Origin of the sequence: Acinetobacter sp. CFCC 10889 (assembly GCF_003268395.1) — a bacterium.
Classification (GTDB): Bacteria; Pseudomonadota; Gammaproteobacteria; order Pseudomonadales; family Moraxellaceae; genus Acinetobacter.
This window is the reverse complement of record NZ_LQXQ01000008.1, coordinates 86,687-103,595: the sequence shown is the minus strand read 5'-3', so window position 1 is coordinate 103,595 and position 16,909 is coordinate 86,687. Positions and strand designations below refer to the sequence as shown.

The 16,909-nt window shown below is 37.5% G+C and carries 14 protein-coding genes; 1 reads left to right on the top strand and 13 read right to left on the bottom strand.

Annotated features, from left to right (window positions below; all coding sequences use genetic code 11):
• The 5 genes from AVJ19_RS04640 to AVJ19_RS04625 form a co-directional block, all read right to left on the bottom strand.
• On the bottom strand, nt 1-412 hold a 412-nt coding region (locus AVJ19_RS04640), incomplete at its 3' end, for a hypothetical protein (protein WP_162626536.1).
• A 132-nt stretch (nt 413-544) separates the two neighbouring features.
• Entirely contained in the window at nt 545-697 is a 153-nt protein-coding gene (locus AVJ19_RS21990; RefSeq protein ID WP_162626532.1) for a hypothetical protein, read from the bottom strand.
• A gap of 303 nt (nt 698-1,000) precedes the next feature.
• Entirely contained in the window at nt 1,001-1,972 is a 972-nt protein-coding gene (locus AVJ19_RS04635) for a bile acid:sodium symporter family protein (RefSeq protein ID WP_111858618.1), read from the bottom strand.
• A 160-nt stretch (nt 1,973-2,132) separates the two neighbouring features.
• A complete protein-coding gene (gene gloA / locus AVJ19_RS04630) occupies nt 2,133-2,534 on the bottom strand; it encodes a lactoylglutathione lyase (protein WP_111858617.1) in 402 nt (133 codons plus the stop codon).
• A 12-nt stretch (nt 2,535-2,546) separates the two neighbouring features.
• A complete protein-coding gene (locus tag AVJ19_RS04625; protein ID WP_111858625.1) occupies nt 2,547-4,697 on the bottom strand; it encodes an AmpG family muropeptide MFS transporter in 2,151 nt (716 codons plus the stop codon).
• A gap of 206 nt (nt 4,698-4,903) precedes the next feature.
• Here AVJ19_RS04625 and AVJ19_RS04620 point away from each other — a divergent pair, with 206 nt between their 5' ends.
• Entirely contained in the window at nt 4,904-7,552 is a 2,649-nt protein-coding gene (locus AVJ19_RS04620) for a Lon protease family protein (RefSeq protein ID WP_111858616.1), read from the top strand.
• A gap of 91 nt (nt 7,553-7,643) precedes the next feature.
• On the opposite strand, the gene pstB is transcribed toward AVJ19_RS04620, so the two are convergent.
• The 8 genes from pstB to AVJ19_RS04580 form a co-directional block, all read right to left on the bottom strand.
• A complete protein-coding gene (pstB, locus tag AVJ19_RS04615; RefSeq protein ID WP_111858615.1) occupies nt 7,644-8,558 on the bottom strand; it encodes a phosphate ABC transporter ATP-binding protein PstB in 915 nt (304 codons plus the stop codon).
• 13 nt (nt 8,559-8,571) lie between these two features.
• A complete protein-coding gene (gene pstA, locus AVJ19_RS04610; RefSeq protein ID WP_111858614.1) occupies nt 8,572-9,966 on the bottom strand; it encodes a phosphate ABC transporter permease PstA in 1,395 nt (464 codons plus the stop codon).
• Complete coding sequence (gene pstC, locus AVJ19_RS04605) at nt 9,963-11,342, bottom strand: phosphate ABC transporter permease subunit PstC (RefSeq protein ID WP_111858613.1); 1,380 nt, start codon at nt 11,340-11,342, stop codon at nt 9,963-9,965. Before pstC ends, pstA begins: the two co-directional genes overlap by 4 nt.
• 100 nt (nt 11,343-11,442) lie before the next feature.
• A complete protein-coding gene (locus AVJ19_RS04600) occupies nt 11,443-12,468 on the bottom strand; it encodes a substrate-binding domain-containing protein (protein ID WP_111858612.1) in 1,026 nt (341 codons plus the stop codon).
• A gap of 542 nt (nt 12,469-13,010) precedes the next feature.
• Complete coding sequence (locus AVJ19_RS04595) at nt 13,011-13,799, bottom strand: fatty acid desaturase family protein (RefSeq protein WP_111858611.1); 789 nt, start codon at nt 13,797-13,799, stop codon at nt 13,011-13,013.
• A 75-nt stretch (nt 13,800-13,874) separates the two neighbouring features.
• A complete protein-coding gene (locus AVJ19_RS04590) occupies nt 13,875-14,654 on the bottom strand; it encodes a Rossmann-like and DUF2520 domain-containing protein (protein WP_416240567.1) in 780 nt (259 codons plus the stop codon).
• 121 nt (nt 14,655-14,775) lie between these two features.
• Complete coding sequence (locus AVJ19_RS04585) at nt 14,776-16,257, bottom strand: OmpA family protein (protein WP_322873940.1); 1,482 nt, start codon at nt 16,255-16,257, stop codon at nt 14,776-14,778.
• 191 nt (nt 16,258-16,448) lie between these two features.
• Nucleotides 16,449-16,847 (bottom strand): GFA family protein, encoded by a 399-nt coding sequence (locus AVJ19_RS04580; protein ID WP_111858609.1) that lies wholly within the window; start codon nt 16,845-16,847, stop codon nt 16,449-16,451.
• Between the last annotated feature and the right edge of the window lie 62 nt (nt 16,848-16,909).

Genomic DNA, 16,909 nt, shown 5'->3' with positions numbered 1-16,909 from the left:
CAATACTTCCATTAGTTGAGAGATTTGATGATATTATAGATAGCTTATTACTGTCTATTTTATTAGACTCAGAAGAAGATAAAAGTGCTCCTCCAACTAAAAGAGCTCCCATCCCTAAACCACTACCTATATATAATGACAAATCAGAAGTTTCATTTAACTCTTCCAACTTCTTTTTAAAAAACAATAAATCATTATCTCCCATTTTTTGATTATTCAAAAAAGAAACAATTTGATTGTTCTCATTTATTATATTTAAATTAAAACTTTCTAAAACATCAACCTCAACCATTTCTCCATTTTTCAATACAAACAATATCTTATTTTTTTCAATAAATGATGTTTTGATATCAGCAATTTTTATACTAATATTTTTATTATTTTGAATAAAACTAATTTTATCATTAGACACTTATAAATCTCCAGATTAGCAATTTAATACCACATTAAAGTAATGTTGACCATTAATCAAACAAAAATTAGTACCATTAACACAATTGCTTTTGTAAAAACGGTCAATAATTTTTAGTTGATTTCAGGTAAATCAAGGTACAATCTCACAATAAATCCATCTCATACGCGTTTCTTCATAAAATTGAACAGAAAGCTCAGCAAGTGTTTGATCGCCTTTCAGTGCTGCTAATGCAGCCTTAGCTTTAAATTCTGCTGAGTGATTACGACGTTTTCTTCGTGTCATATTTGACTCCAAAAACAAGCATTTCCCATGCTCATTAGGGAGTAGATTATCACTTATAGCTGTGGTCTAAAATCCTGAGTCCACATCATTTATAAGTGGTCTATATAAATTAAACATGTCATAGCTTTTTCATAATTTACACAAAATAGGTGTTGTGATGTTTTTATTACATGTTTACTTTAAATACAGTACTTAGTGCAAATTTGAAAAATTAATAGACTCATTAACTTTTTCATAAGTTTTGTTAAAACCTGTTATTTATTTTATTACCTCAATATAAATTATTTATATTGAGGTATATTTTCAATCTTTCTGTTTCGACCAATAATTGGCAATTATTCCACAAACCATAAGCTGAATCTGATGGAAAATCATAATTGGCAATACAATCATTCCAATCGGCTGTCCAATAAATAAAATTTGTGCCATCGGTACACCACTCGCTAGCGTTTTTTTAGAACCACAGAAGAAAATCGCAATTTGATCAGACTTATTAAAACCAAGCCATTTTGGAATATACAATGCCAACAACATAATAATGGTCAAGAAAACCGAACATGCCAAAGTTAAATAAAATAGCGTTGTCCAACTTACTTGGTGCCATAAACCTGCAACCACTGCCCCACTAAATGCACCATAAACCACCATTAAAATCGTACCTTGGTCAAAGGTCTTTACGATACTCGGCACTTTTTGCATGAATGGGAATACATAAGGTCGTAATAACTGCCCTGCGATAAATGGCACAAGTAATAATAAGGTAATTTCAATAATGGATGAGGTTGGATCATAGTCATGTTTCGACTGCCCAAAAATAAAAAAACTCACCAAAATCGGAGTAATAAACATACCAATTAGATTAGAAAATGACGCACTACACACCGCTGCTGCAACATTCCCTTTGGCAACAGAAGTAAATGCAATCGATGACTGTACTGTAGATGGCAAAAAGCACATAAACAGGAAGCCCCAGTATAATTCTTGCCCAAGTACTGGCAATAAAATAGGTTTCGCCAATAAACCAATGATTGGAAATACTGCAAAGGTAAATGCAAATACCACCGCATGCAGTCTCCAGTGCAAGACACCTTCTATAATGGCTTCTCTTGAAAGCTTTGCACCATGTAAAAAAAACAAGATTGCAATAGCAATGGTTGTGATTTTACCAAAAATATCAGCAGCTTGCCCGTGAACAGGTAAAAAGCTTGCAAGAATGACCATCACAATCAATAAAATGGTAAAACGATCGAGTGCCAACAGTTTTAATATATTCATCTGAAACATCCTGTTTTTTTAATGAAATTTAAGCCTACAAAAAAGCTCAGTGCGATGAATTTACCTAAAGGTAAACAATGATCTTACTGAGCTTTTTTCATAAAGCGAACACTTCTATAGAAATGTTCACTATTTCATTTGGCTATATCATATACAAAACTCAATTATTTCGAGCATTTAGGTCTTGTTGAATAAGTTCAATTTTATAGCCATCAGGATCTTCAACAAAAGCAATCACAGTCACGCCACCTTTCATTGGACCCGCTTCACGGACAACATTACCACCACGCGCTTTAATTTCTTCACAAGCTTTATAAACATCATCGACAGCAATCGCAATATGCCCATAGGCATTGCCTAATTCATAGCTTGAAGTATCCCAGTTATGTGTCAACTCAAGCACTGTATGGTTTGCTTCATCACCATAGCCAACAAAAGCCAATGTAAAACGACCTTCTTCATAGTCACGTTTACGAAGCAAGGTCATTCCAAGTACTTCAGTATAGAACTTTAACGATTGTTCTAAATTGCCTACACGTAACATGGTATGCAGCATGCGCATATAATTCACCTTTTAGTTTTGAGAAAAGTTTTGATGTTCTCGTAGCAATTTAGCCACCCAAACCACCAAAATTAAAATCGGAATGCCAATAAATGTCGTCATCAAAAAGAACTTTGGATAACCTATATTGCTGACAATCGTACCTGAATATCCACCTAAAATTTTCGGTGTCAAAGTCATTAATGAACTGAAAATCGCATATTGAACTGCGGTAAATGACACACTGGTCAAACTAGAAAGAAATGCAATAAATGCAGCACCTGCTAAACCTGATGCCATATTATCCACAATAATTGCAAAATATAACCAACCTGAGCTATACGGCTCGATCAGCTTACCCTTAATTTCAATCGCATCATCTGAATGATTCGCCTTGACTGCTTGGATTGGATTAACATCTATGGCTAAAGTACTGTTGCTCTCTGCAATTTGATAACTTTTTTGTGCTGTTAAAGTTTGATTGACATCCTTAAAATTTACGCTAGCAGTGATAGTTTTCGTTACTGAGCTTTGCAAAGCTTGCGCATCAATTGAACCCGTAAATGTGCCCTCTTTATCTAATTTTGCAGGAAACTCTTTAGCATCCAATTTTAATGTAATCGCTTGTTCTGCTTTTAAATCTGCTGCATTTACCCCAACCAATTGTCCTTTTACAACCACATTTTGTTTTAATTCAGCTTCAGACAGCGTGTTATCACTGCTGATCGGTAAAAGTTGAATTTGTGCTGTGCCATTATCCTGTAAATAAGGCATGGTTACAGCAACTTGTTCTGATTGATCTTGATATTGTGAATGAATGTTTAATTCAGATGCAGTTGCCAAAGTTTGACTAGGCACTTGAACTTTCCAATAACCCACTTCATCAGGCGTTGCCTCAAATTGCTGTTGCCCCACTTGTACAGTCACTTGATCCATCGGCTTACCTGATTTTACTAAGCCAATAAAAATCAAATTGGTTGAGCTAGCAAGTACTGCACCGACAAACATCAACTTCATAATGTTCATACGTTGTGCAAGTAAGCCACCAAGAAAACCACCAACTAGACTAAAAATCACCCCGTAAATTTTAACAGCTTCAGCGATTTGCTCTTTCGTAAAGTTTAAATCTTGGTAATAGACATTCGAAATCACACCTGCAATAATGTCCGAAATACGATAAAAACCGATCAGCAATAACAAAACAAGTGCAAGTTTAACCCCATAACGTTTAAAGAAATCTGCGATTGGATTGACCCATGTTTCATGTGCCATTTGCTTATTTACAGCACCGATTTGAATCAATGCATACGCAACTAAAACAGCAACCGCACCTGAACCTATGAAACGTACAGCTTCCACACAAAATAATAAGAAACTGTCTTGAATCGTGAACTGTTCTACCAATGCCGAAGTTAATAATCCTGAAAAAATATAACTGGCAACAAAACTACTGACAGCAACAAAAAAGACCGCAACCAAACGGAAATAATCTGTCCGTTGATAATGTTTATCTACACGATTCACCTGTGGTTCACGAATACTTAATGTCGTCACAATCCCCACGCACATCACCGCAGCCATTGCTAAATAGGTATATTTCCAAGCCTCATAAATATAATTGCCTTTGGCTGTACCCAGTTTAGCTGCTAAAAATAATGCACCCGCTCCTGCAATGATCATCCCGATGCGATAACCCGCATTATAGGTCGATGCTAAAACGGTTTGCATTTCAGTTTCAGCAAGCTCAATACGATAGGCATCAATGACAATATCTTGGGTTGCCGCAGAAAAACCCAGTAAAACCGCACCGATTGCCATTTGATATAAATAGCTTTGTCCAAGTGCTGGATCAGAAAAAGCCATAATACAAATCGCACAGATAATCAGAATTTGTGCCATTAACAACCAAGCACGTCTGCGTCCTAATTTTTTGGTCAATACAGGCAGTGGAATTTCATCAATTAATGGTGCCCAAACAAATTTAAATGAATAGCCCAATGCCGCCCAGCTAAAAAAAGTCACTGCGCTTTTATCAATGCCTGCTTCACCTAACCACAAAGACAGACTTGAGAAAATCAGTAAAATCGGAATCCCTGCGGAAAAACCAAGGAATAACATGATCAAGGCACGTCGATCTAGAAATGCGAGAAAAGCAGATTTCCAGCCTGTTTTTTGTTCAGGCAATTGAGCTGAGTTTTGCGTAGACATTCGGTTGTTATTTTCTGCAAAATGAAATAATGCTATTCAACCGCTTAATGCAAATGGTTTCAATCACTTTTATGAAACCAAGCAGCAAATTTGTTGTTATTTACAGCATCAACGCTTGATCTTTTAGGGCAAACCTGTATACCTTAAAGCTTTCAACTTCTATTTAGTTTTGGATTTCACCTGTGACCCAAAGACACGACCAATTAAGTTCAAGCACTGTTTCAACTGTAACCACAACAAATCATTCAAAACAAATCGAATCCACTTTAGCCTCAGTATTTGACCAGACGGAAATTCAAAATACCTTGACGAAAACAGCCTTAAAACCAGAACAACTGACGCATATTCCAAATAGCTCAAATATTCCATTTTCAACCAAACGTATCAAACCATTAAACAACTTTTTAGGTCAAGATCGTGCACGTGCTTCTGTTGAAGCAGGTATTTCTTTACCTTATTCTGGCTACAATATTTTTGCAGTTGGTACAGCAGGCTTAGGTAAACGCACCATGATTAAGCGTTTACTCCAGCAACATGCCAAAACCATGCCTACGCCTGATGATTGGGTCTATGTTAATAATTTTAAAAATGCACGTCAGCCTTTAGCGCTATGTTTCCCAGCAGGACAAGGCAGTAAATTCCAAGCTTTACTGCATCAAGCTTGGCAAACCATTTTAAAACAACTTGAACGCCGTTTTAGTGCTGAAACCTATCACAATCGCATTGAACAAATTCGCCAAGTTACAGGCAATGAGCAACAACAAGCATTAGTTGAACTGACCAAAGAAGGCGAAATTCTGGATTTAAAACTCATTAATCGTCACGATGAACACATGTTTGTGCCTGTGCATTATATTGATGATAAAGCACAAGAAATGTCTCAAGAAGATCTAAATGCTCTTACAAATAAAGAACGTGCCGAAATCAATGCCAATATCCGCTATATGGATAAAAAATTAGAACGTTTAGGTTTACAACTTGGTGATCTTGAAGATGATGCCCGTGATCAAGTGTCTGAACTGAACCGTGATATAGCCAAACAAGTGATCATTCCTCGTATGGAACAAATTTTAAATAAATTTGATGGCGTACAAGGTTTAGAACAATACTTAAAACTATATGCACAAGATATTATTGAAAATGTGGAGACAGTGATCGACCAAGAAGGTGTTGAGTTTTCTCCCTCTTTGTTCAATCGTGTGCCTGCTCGCTATCAAGCCAACGTGGTGATTAGTAATAAAGCCAATTCTGGCGCACCTGTCATTTTTGAAGATTTTCCAACACATTACAATTTATTGGGACATGTTGAACAACTCACGCAAAATGGCACAATTACCACAGATTTCACCTTGATTCGCCCGGGGACTTTGCATCAAGCCAATGGTGGTTTTTTGATGCTTGAAGCGGAACAATTACTTGAGCAACCTTATGCATGGCAAGGGTTAAAACGTGCATTAAAATCAGGACAACTCAAACTTTCTTCACTGGAACACATGCTGACTTTAACAGGCAGTATTTCCATTGAGCCAGAATCTATTCCACTGAATCTCAAAGTCATTCTAATGGCTGAACCTGAAATCTATTATGAGATTTTAGAGGTAGAGCCTGAACTTGGTAGCGTTTTTAAAATTCGTGCTGACTTTACAGATACATTACAACGTAATGACGAAAATGAACAAGCCTATATGCAATTGATTGCCGACTATGTGCAGCAAGACAAATTATTGCCTTTTGATCGTTCTGCCCTGTCCGCATTGCTCACTGATTCAAGTCGTCAAGCCGAAGACCAAAGTTCATTGTCTCTACACGCATCAACTTTAGGTGATCTAATTCGTGAGTCCCATCACCATGCTGCGCAGCAACAAGAAAAAATGGTTACAGCACAGCATATCAATACGGCATTGAAGCATCGTCAATATCGCTTAGGCTATTTAAGAGAATTGTATTGGCAAGACTTGTCACGTGGCACACAATTGATTGAAACCAAAGGTCATCGTTTAGGACAAATTAATGCCCTTTCGGTGATTCAATATGCTGATGTCGAATTTGGTTTACCCTCACGTTTGACAGCTTCGGTATATCAAGGTGGTGGTGATATTCTTGACATTGAACGCAGTGTGGAATTAGGTGGCTCGCTACATGCCAAAGGTGTGTTATTGATGTCAAGTTTCTTAAAAGCACACTTTGGACGTGAACAAATTCTGCACTTCTCAGCAGCTTTGGCATTTGAACAAAGTTATGGTCAAGTCGATGGTGACAGCGCAACAGTTGCTGAGTTGTCTGCACTCATTTCTGCAATTAGCCAACTACCAATTGATCAGTCTTGGGCAATCACAGGCTCAATGAATCAATTAGGTCAAGTTCAACCCATTGGGGGCGTAAATGCCAAAATTGAAGGCTTCTTTGATGCTTGTAAATTACAAGGTTTTACAGGCAAACAAGGTGTCATTATTCCACGTCAAAATATGCAGCATCTGATGCTTCGCCAAGATGTAATTGATGCAGTTGCACAAGGACAATTTCATATTCATGCGATTGACACCATTGACCAAGCCCTTGAAATTTTAATGGCTCGCCCTGTTGGTACACTTGATAAAAAAGGTCGCTATAGCAAAGGCTCGATCTATGCTGCAGTGATGGCACAACTTGAGTACTGGCAAGCGCTTGAAGATGGTGTCGAAATCGAGGAAGAACCAAAGAAAAAAGACAAAAAGAAGAAGAAAAAAGACAAGGAAAAATCTGCAAAGAAAAAGGCAGTAGAACCATCTGAAGAAAACGGTAGTGAAATAACGACTGAAGCCACTCCAATGACGCAAGCGAAGGCTAAATAAACTGCGGATATAAATTTAAGCTCCATAAATAAAGCCCCTGAATTAATCAGGGGCTTTTTTAGACATTTTATTCAATCATGAAAATATAGGCTTAACCAAAACGACCCGTAATATACGCTTCTGTAAGCTGATGGTCGGGCTGTGTAAACACTTTTTCAGTTGAGTTTACTTCGATCAAATCACCTAAATGGAAATAAGCAGTACGATCAGATACACGTGCTGCTTGTTGCATTGAATGCGTCACAATCGCAATCGTATATTGATTCGACAATTCAGAAATCAATTCTTCTACTTTTGCTGTTGCAATCGGGTCAAGCGCAGAACATGGCTCATCCATCAAAATCACTTCAGGACTGACAGCAATTGTACGTGCAATACATAAACGTTGCTGTTGACCACCTGACAAACCTGTACCAGGTTGGTTCAAACGATCTTTTACTTCGTCCCACAAACCTGCTTTACGTAAACTATTTTCAACAATTTCTTCCATGTCATATTTATCACGTGCTAAACCATGAAGTTTTGGACCATAGGCAACATTATCAAAAATTGATTTTGGGAATGGGTTTGGCTTTTGGAACACCATTCCCACTTGTGCACGAAGCAATACCACATCAAGATTTGGATCATAAATATCTTGATTATCTAAAGTCACTTTACCTGTAACACGGCAGCCATCAATGGTGTCATTCATACGATTTAAAGTACGTAAGAATGTTGATTTACCACAACCTGAAGGTCCAATAAAAGCAATTACTTCATTTTCATAAATTTGTAAATCAATGCCTTTGATCGCTTCAAAGTCACCATAATACACATGGGCATCTTGCGCACTGATTTTCACAGTCGTTGCTGGATCTTTTTTAGGCGTACTATTTGAGTCAAATTGCGAAACAAATGAAGTCGCAGGGCGTTTTTGCTCAGTTTCTTGAGACGTAAATTGTGTGTGATCTTGATTCACGGATTGATCCTTTTCTAAGGAATTTTTAATATCTAGAGTACTCATATTTTGTCCTCAATTACCAGCGTACTTCAAACTTCTTACGCAACCAAATTGCAAAGCTATTGAGTAAAATCATTAAGCCAAGTAATACAATAATGGCAGCCGCAGTACGCCCCTCAAAGAAGTTACGTAATTCATTACCTTGCCATAAGAATACTTGTACAGGTAAAGCCGTTGATTGATCTAAAGGCGTTGCAGGAATATTCGCAACGAATGCGCTCATCCCAATCAAGAGTAACGGTGCAGTTTCACCGAGTGCTTGTGCAACACCAATAATCGCACCCGTTAAAATACCAGGTAAAGCCAAAGGTAAAACATGATGGAAAATGGTTTGTACACGTGATGCACCGAGACCCAAAGCGGCTTGACGAATCGAAGGTGGTACAGCTTTTAATGAAGCACGTGTAGTAATGATGACTGTAGGTAAAGTCATTAGGCTTAAGACCAAACCACCAACCAATGGTGCAGAAATTGGCATATGCATCCAACCTACAAAGATCGAAGCACCCAACAAACCAAATACAATCGAAGGAACAGCAGCCAAATTATTAATATTGACTTCAATGATGTCCGTTAACCAGTTTTGTTTTGCAAATTCTTCAAGGTAAACCGCAGATGCTACACCGATTGGAATCGAGATAAAAATCACGATCAGCATCATGAACAATGAACCCATGAATGCACCCGCTAAACCTGCCGTTGCAGGAGAACTGCGAGAGTCTGGATTGGTGAATAATTGTGTATTGAAAGTACGATCCATATCACCCGATGCCACCATCGTATCGGCTAATTTACGCACTTCAGGACTTAATTGTTGCTGATCATCAGGTAAAGTACGGTCAATATTACCTGCAAGCCACACATCAATATTTGCATCTGCCAAGACTTTTACATCTTTCTTTTGACCAATCAATGCAGGATCTTTCATCACCATATCACGTAAGCGATATGCTTCTGAACTGGTGTAAATACTCCCCAAATCATCACGATATTCTGCTAATTTCGGGTCTTTTGTAATCATACCATTTACAAGTAAAGCATCCCAATCAACCATCCCCATCTTGGTTTGCCATTCCACAAAACGTTCTTGAAATTGTGCTGGCGATTCATTTTGAGACTGTGTTGGCTGTGGACCTGCATCAATGATTTTTGGATCAAAATAGACAGGAACATTGACACTTGCTTGCCAAAATGCAGGTAAACCTTTGGCTAAAATGCTTCCAAAAAGTAATGCAACAAATGCTAATCCAATGATCACTGAAGCTAAACCAAAGAAACGGAAAGATTTTTCAGTACGATGACGCGAAGCCAACGATTTTTCAATTTTTGCTTTACGCTTTTGGCGTAATTCTTCTGCTAAACGAGGATCAAATACATTTTGATCCACTGGAGATGTATTTGATGTACTCATTCGTATTGCTCACGATATTTACGCACAATGTAAAGTGCAACGATATTTAGACCCAATGTAATCACAAACAAAGTCAAACCTAAGGCAAATGCCACCAATGCTTGTGGACTTGCAAAGTCTGTATCACCTGTCAATTGGTTGACGATTGTGACTGTCACTGTTGAAACTGCTTCAAGTGGATTAACATGCAATAATGGGCTATTCCCAGCTGCCAAGACCACAATCATAGTCTCACCAATCGCACGAGATGCAGCCAACAAGAATGCACCAATAACACCAGGCAATGCAGCAGGCATCACCACACGGCGAATGGTTTCAGACTTAGTTGCACCTAGTCCCAAAGAACCATCACGTAAAGCTCGTGGCACTTGGGTAATAATATCGTCAGACAATGATGATACGAATGGGATGATCATAATCCCCATCACGAAACCTGCAGTTAATGCGCTGGTTGCATTAATATTCAAACCAATCGTATCACCTGCCATTTTGAAAAATGGACCAATGATCATCAAGGCAAATACGCCATACACGATGGTTGGAATACCCGCTAAAATTTCAATGGCTGGTTTTGCCCAAGAACGGAATCGAGGAGAAGCATATTCAGCCAAATAAATTGCAATCATTAAACCAATAGGAACTGCAACCACAAGTGCCACAATACTGACCATGAGTGTGCCCCAAAGAAGTGGTAATAAACCATAACTTCCTTCCGCACTTCCTGATGTACTGAAGCCAGGATTCCATTCTGTGCCTAAGAAAAATTCTAATGGGCTGACAAATTGGAAGAAGCGCATTGCTTCACTAAACATCGACATCACGATACCAATTGTGGTTAAAATCGCAACACCAGAACATAGTGCCAATGCCACATTAATGGCTTTTTCAACTTTATTACGTGCTCTGTATTGTTTTTCGACACGCTTTTTCGCCCAAACTAAACCAAGTAATGCTGCACAAATCACCACAGCAAATTTAGCAAATGAACCAATTGTTTGAACTTTCTTTAACTCTGCAGCTGCGGCAACTTCATATGCAGCAGGTGTATCACTCACCCCAAAGCCAGAAGCAATCGCTTTAACACGCTCAACAAGAACTTGAAGACTAGCATGATCGGAAGATGCGACAACTGATGCAGGAACATGATTTAAAATAATCTGTTTTAATAAATTAGGCTCAACCAGATTCCATACAATTAAAATCAAAAATGCTGGAATCCCACACCACAAAGCAACCAGTGCCCCATAGTAACCTGGACGTGAATGTAAGGTAGCTGAGTTTTTCCCTTTACCCGCTATATTTCGACTTTTACTTAATCCGATTTGATACGCGATTGCCACGAGAGCCAATAACACGCCAATAAGTAGCAGATTCATGCATTCTCCACAGTTTTCTCAATGTCGTGCTTGAAAAAACACTGCTTAGCAAAAAATGCCAATGGCAGTCACCCACCATTAGCCTTTTTATCTTTTAAAATTATTTAACGCCTTGACCTGCTTTGAATGCTGCAAGAATTTTTGCACGCTCAGCATCAGACATTGAAATTAGACCTGCTCTTTCAAGTTTTGAGCCTTTACCAGAAACTTTTTTACTCAAGAAAAACTCTGTAAATTGTGGTAAGCCTTTGATTGATTTTAAATGTTCGCCTTTCACATAAAAGAATAATGGGCGAGATACTGGATAAGAACCATTCAAAATCGTTTGCTCAGATGGAGAAACATTATTCACAGTCGCTACACGTAACTTGTCACGGTTTTGATCATAGAAACCTAGACCAAAGACACCTACTGCACTTGGAGAAGTTTTTAAACGTGCCAATGTTTCAGTGTAGTCACCTGCAATTTCAATCACTTTTCCATCTTTACGGAAAGTTGAACATGCTTTCTTCATCGCATCTTTGTCTAATTTTTTGATTGCTTCATATGCTTCACAACCTGCATCAACCATTTTTTCTTGGAAGACTTCACGTGTACCATGATTCGATGCTGGAATTACCAAAGTAATCGGTTCATTTGGTAATGCTTTGTCGATTTGGTTCCAACGTGTATATGGGTTTGGCACCATTTTACCGTTTGAAGGTAATTCAGCGGCTAAAGCTGCAAATACATGTTGTGGACGTAATTTATACGCTGCTTTATTTGAGTTTGAAGCAAATACGATACCATCATAACCAATTTTGATTTCTAAGATTTGGTTTACGCCTGCTTTTTTACATGCAGCAATTTCAGTATCTTTAATTTTACGAGAAGCGTTTGCGATATCAATCGTGTTGTCGCCCACACCAGAACAGAATTGTTTTAAACCTGCAGAAGAACCACCAGAGCCAACAACAGGTGCTTTAAACTGCGGGAATGTATTACCAAATTCTTCAGCTACAATACTCGCATATGGAAGTACAGTTGAAGAACCAGCAATTTGGATCGTATCACGAGCTGCGTGTGTTGTAGATGCTACTGCTGCCCCTGAAACTGCTAAAGCAATTGCGATATGATTTAAGCGCATTCTTTTCTCTCTTTCTTAATTGCAATTATAAGTACTTAACTTCCACAATGGCGTACTTTTTGGATAACTGCATTTTGATTTTAAAATATGACAAATAAGTTACAGCTTTATGACGCTTTTATGATAATTAATGACTTGTTTTTGATTTAATTAAAATTCTTTAAAATTCAATATGTAAAAACATTTTACGCAATATTTATTTTTTTCATCTTTTGGGTTTGAATTGTAATAATTCATGAGAATGTCATGATGATGTAAGTGAAACTTGTAATAAATATGGCTCAAAGCTCAGCTTTTTGAGTTAGAAATCATAGAATATATAACCAATACAACACTTCTTTGAGTGTTCTAAAGTGCATTGTTATATTTAAAAGAAAATAGCTCCTCACATGTGAGTTACTCTTAATGATCCTTAAACACTGACAACTAAAAGAAAGCTTCATTTCCCCCAAAAGTTATAAAATCAGCAATACGACTCAAGGCTATTGCTGATTTTTCATTGTCAAAAAATAGGCTTTTAAAATCTACAAGACTGTAGATGACTAGAAAACTTCTCTAATTTCCACACTTGGATCATATGCATCTAAACGCTTGGCTAAAATATGTAAATGTCGTGTCGGCACAGCAGGAAACAAATGATGCTCTACATGGTAAAACATATTGTAAGTCACGACCCGTTTAAACTCATTTCGCACTGTACGTGCCATATACACATGGTCTTCAGTGTCATGATGCACTGTCCACACCGCAAAAAATGCAGTCATACATTGTCCAATAAACATCGCAATCACGTGATATTTTAAAATTGTGACATCTAAAATAAAAAACACGACAATCAATAAAATAACATTTGCCAATAGTTCAGCACTCATCCATTTTCTTTGCGTTTTTGTCCCAACCGCAAATGCCTTTTTATGTAACATCATTGGAAAAAATGGACCAAATAAAAAAGCTTGCCACCATTTCATACGGGCACTTTTGGCTTCAACATCTTCATCTTGCATACAATACTGGTGATGACGTAAATGGTTAATCTGCACCGCATGCATTGAACCGAGCATCAAAATACTCAGCACAAACATTGCCCAATGGGTTTTTTCTCGACTGATGCCTAAAGCAAAATGAAAAGCATTATGTACTTGACGTAAGCCTGTTAAAAAGAACATAAATGAACAAAATAATGCAATGGGATACCATGCAAAATATGCCATGACCAAAGAAATGATCAACCATGGCAAAGAGATTAACAGTTCAGACCAAACATCTTTTTGTTGTAAATGGACAAGATCTTTCCATTGTACTTGTTCTAATAAATGTGCATGTGTATTCATATTATAGCTGTTATTGTGAGACTTATTCGACTATAAAATGAACATAGATTTGGCGCAACCTCTATTTGCAATACATTAGGATTTCACTTGTCTTTGCATAATTTGTTCACTCAATAAACGGTAGACTTGCACTAAATCATCACGTTTTGTATCAGCTAATAACCCTTGATGCATATTTAAAATATTTTGGTCTCCACGCATTGCTGGTCCAGTTTGTACCATTTGCGGATCATACTGTGTTGCTTTATGCGCTGTTTCCAGCATCAAAGGAAATAATAAATTAAAATCAACCTGTTGAGCATCCACGATTTGTTTTGCCATGTCATAACAATAATTACTGAAATTACATGCAAATACTGCTGCCAAATGCAAACTCAAGCGCTGTTCAGACGAATATTGATATACACTGTTACTTAGGCTATTTGCAAGTTCTCGTAAAACTTCGCTTTGCTCAGACTGTGCTGCTTCAATAAATAATGGTGTATTGTCCCAATCAATCTGACGCTCAAAACTAAAAGTTTGTAATGGATAAAATACTCCAACATTTTCATAATATTTTGCCAATACATGAAGATGCGTACTACCTGAAGTATGTACCACCAACGTATTTTTAAGATACGGAGATAATTGCTGCATACAGGTAGAAATGGCTTGATCACTGACTGCAATCACACAAAGATCAATCTCGTAATTCATTTGTTCAACGTGATTGATCGCTTGAGCTGCAACTAAATTTGCCAGTTTTTGTGCATTCGCAAAGTTTGGACTCATGATTTGTACAATATCATGTTGTTGAGCAAATGCTTGTGCCAAATGTGTGGCAACTCGACCAGAACCAATAAAACTGATACGCATAGGACTGTTTCTCTTTGATAAAGCAATGATTTCACTTGATCTATTTTTCAATGAATCTAGTGAGAAAGCAAATAAAAACGAGTGACCAAAGTCACTCGTCATCATTCGATTTCATTTGAAATTAATTGGTTTTTTCAACACCCTGTTCATCTACTGTACGCACAGTGCCTGTTTCAGTATTGATCACCTCAAACTCAATACGGCGATTTTTAAATTGACCCTCTTTGGTTGCATTATCCGCAACAGGGTTTTCTTGACCAAAACCTTGTGCTTGTAATTTACTCGGATCAACCCCTTTACTAACCAAATAGTCCACTACTGACTTAGCACGCTTTTGTGAAAGCGTTTTATTGGCAGCCGCATTGCCTGTTGCATCGGTATAGCCTTTCACCACTAACTGTACATTTTGTACTTTATTCATCAGTACCGAAGCTTGATCAAGTACAGATTTATTCACATCTGGAATGTCCGCAGATGCTGAGGCAAAGTTAATAATTTGCAGATTCAACGCTGTTGCAATATCTAAAGGTTTTACTTGATTTGGATCAATTTGACTCAGTGCTTCTTTGGCTTTATCGACACTACTGGTCACTGCAGTATTTTCATCAAGTACAGCAGGCTGTTCAACCACAACTTGTACATCTTTTGCTAAAGGTTTAATTTTATCTGCTAGAGCTTGTAAAGCTGCTGTATCAGCGCCTTGTAAAGTGATTTGATTTCCAGTCCAAATCATTGAAACATTTGGCACACCTTTCAATAATTTTAAAACACTCACCAGTGAATTTTGATCCACCAAAGCCGCATTAAAATGACGACTTGAATCTGCGCCACAGCCATTTTCATGAGTAAAAATTTGCTTCACTTCTTTTTGTAAAATATCGATGAAACTCGGATCACCAATTTTTGCCTGACAAGTGACTAAGCCACCAGTATGATCCGTTGAAATTTGGAAATACGCAGGCTGTTGATTCACATTTGCAGTGTTTTCCGTTGCCGTCACAGGTGCTGTGGATTCATTATTTTTGCAACTACGTAATAACCAAAATGCCAAAAACAGTAAAATCAACAATGCAATCAATGGCAACCAAAAGTTAGATTTCTTCTGCTCCTCAACTATTGGTGCATGTGTTGGTGATGCTACAGGCTGGGATGTTACATTTGCTGTACCCGCCAAAGTTCCTAAACCTAAAGCCGCTAAAATTGCTTTTGCCCAAGGTGCTAAACCTGCTCCAATATCTGCATGATTTTGCTCTAAAAAATGTTGAATGACTGTAGGATCATGCGATCCTGCCTCATCCTCTAAAACATTTAAAGTCGCAGGAATTGAACGATTGAGTAGGTGCTCAATTTCATCTTGAGGAACTTGCTGACTCACGCTCGCTAAAAACTGATCTTTCAGTTCAGAACGTGTATTAAATAAATCACTTAATCTCGGGTTTAAATTATTTTGAAACAAAGAAATTAAACTGGGCTTTCCCTTTAAAATCGCCAATAAAAATGGAAAAAATTCAGCCAGTGCAGTACTTTTCTCGGTTAAATCCGTTGTTTCACCTTTTAAAACAATAGGTATCACTCTTTCTTTCAATAATGAAATCAGATCCATTGCTATACTCCTCACATGAAAATTCTACTTGTTATGTGACTTTTTATTACATGGAACAGTATGCGCCTAAAAATTCTACAATTTATTTAAGTTTTGTTATTTCACTCTACCTTCAATAACAATGCACTCACAGGAATACTGCTGATTCTGTCCAATTTTACAATGCTATGTTACGAAAGAAGTCTCTCAAATTATGTTAATTTTTCCTTAAATTTCGGATGATCATCCAAAATTTCAAACCAAGCAGCTTTATAGTCAGTAAATGCATGTGATGCAATCTCAGCCTTTAACGGTTCATTAATAATCCCGACTCTTAAACGAATCAGATCAGGCAAATCCAAACGTGCACTAAACAAAGGTGAACCACAGCATTTACAGAACACCCGCTTTTTATTGGTTGTTGCATAATATTCTGAGCATAATTCTTGCCCTTTAACGATTTCCACATTTTTCGTTTCAATCGGTGCAATTGCGACAAAGGCTGAACCTTGGGCTTTTTGGCATTGCTGACAATGACAGACAAATACGTGTAGAATTTCGGTATTAATTTTCAGTTGAATACCCCCACAAAGACAAGAAGCTGTGTACATTTTTATTCTTTCTTCATTTATTTTGATGAAAACAGATTAGCCTATTTTTTTGGTAAAACAAT

Bases quoted from the DNA above. Each gene is read 5' to 3' on its own strand.
- AVJ19_RS04595 (WP_111858611.1), bottom strand. From the start codon at position 13,799: ATGAATACACATGCACATTTATTAGAACAAGTACAATGGAAAGATCTT.
- gloA (WP_111858617.1), bottom strand. From the start codon at position 2,534: ATGCGCATGCTGCATACCATGTTACGTGTAGGCAATTTAGAACAATCG.
- AVJ19_RS04585 (WP_322873940.1), bottom strand. From the start codon at position 16,257: ATGGATCTGATTTCATTATTGAAAGAAAGAGTGATACCTATTGTTTTA.
- AVJ19_RS21990 (WP_162626532.1), bottom strand. From the start codon at position 697: ATGACACGAAGAAAACGTCGTAATCACTCAGCAGAATTTAAAGCTAAG.
- AVJ19_RS04600 (WP_111858612.1), bottom strand. From the start codon at position 12,468: ATGCGCTTAAATCATATCGCAATTGCTTTAGCAGTTTCAGGGGCAGCA.
- pstA (WP_111858614.1), bottom strand. From the start codon at position 9,966: ATGAGTACATCAAATACATCTCCAGTGGATCAAAATGTATTTGATCCT.
- pstB (WP_111858615.1), bottom strand. From the start codon at position 8,558: ATGAGTACTCTAGATATTAAAAATTCCTTAGAAAAGGATCAATCCGTG.
- pstC (WP_111858613.1), bottom strand. From the start codon at position 11,342: ATGAATCTGCTACTTATTGGCGTGTTATTGGCTCTCGTGGCAATCGCG.
- AVJ19_RS04590 (WP_416240567.1), bottom strand. From the start codon at position 14,654: ATGCGTATCAGTTTTATTGGTTCTGGTCGAGTTGCCACACATTTGGCA.
- AVJ19_RS04635 (WP_111858618.1), bottom strand. From the start codon at position 1,972: ATGAATATATTAAAACTGTTGGCACTCGATCGTTTTACCATTTTATTG.
- AVJ19_RS04580 (WP_111858609.1), bottom strand. From the start codon at position 16,847: ATGTACACAGCTTCTTGTCTTTGTGGGGGTATTCAACTGAAAATTAAT.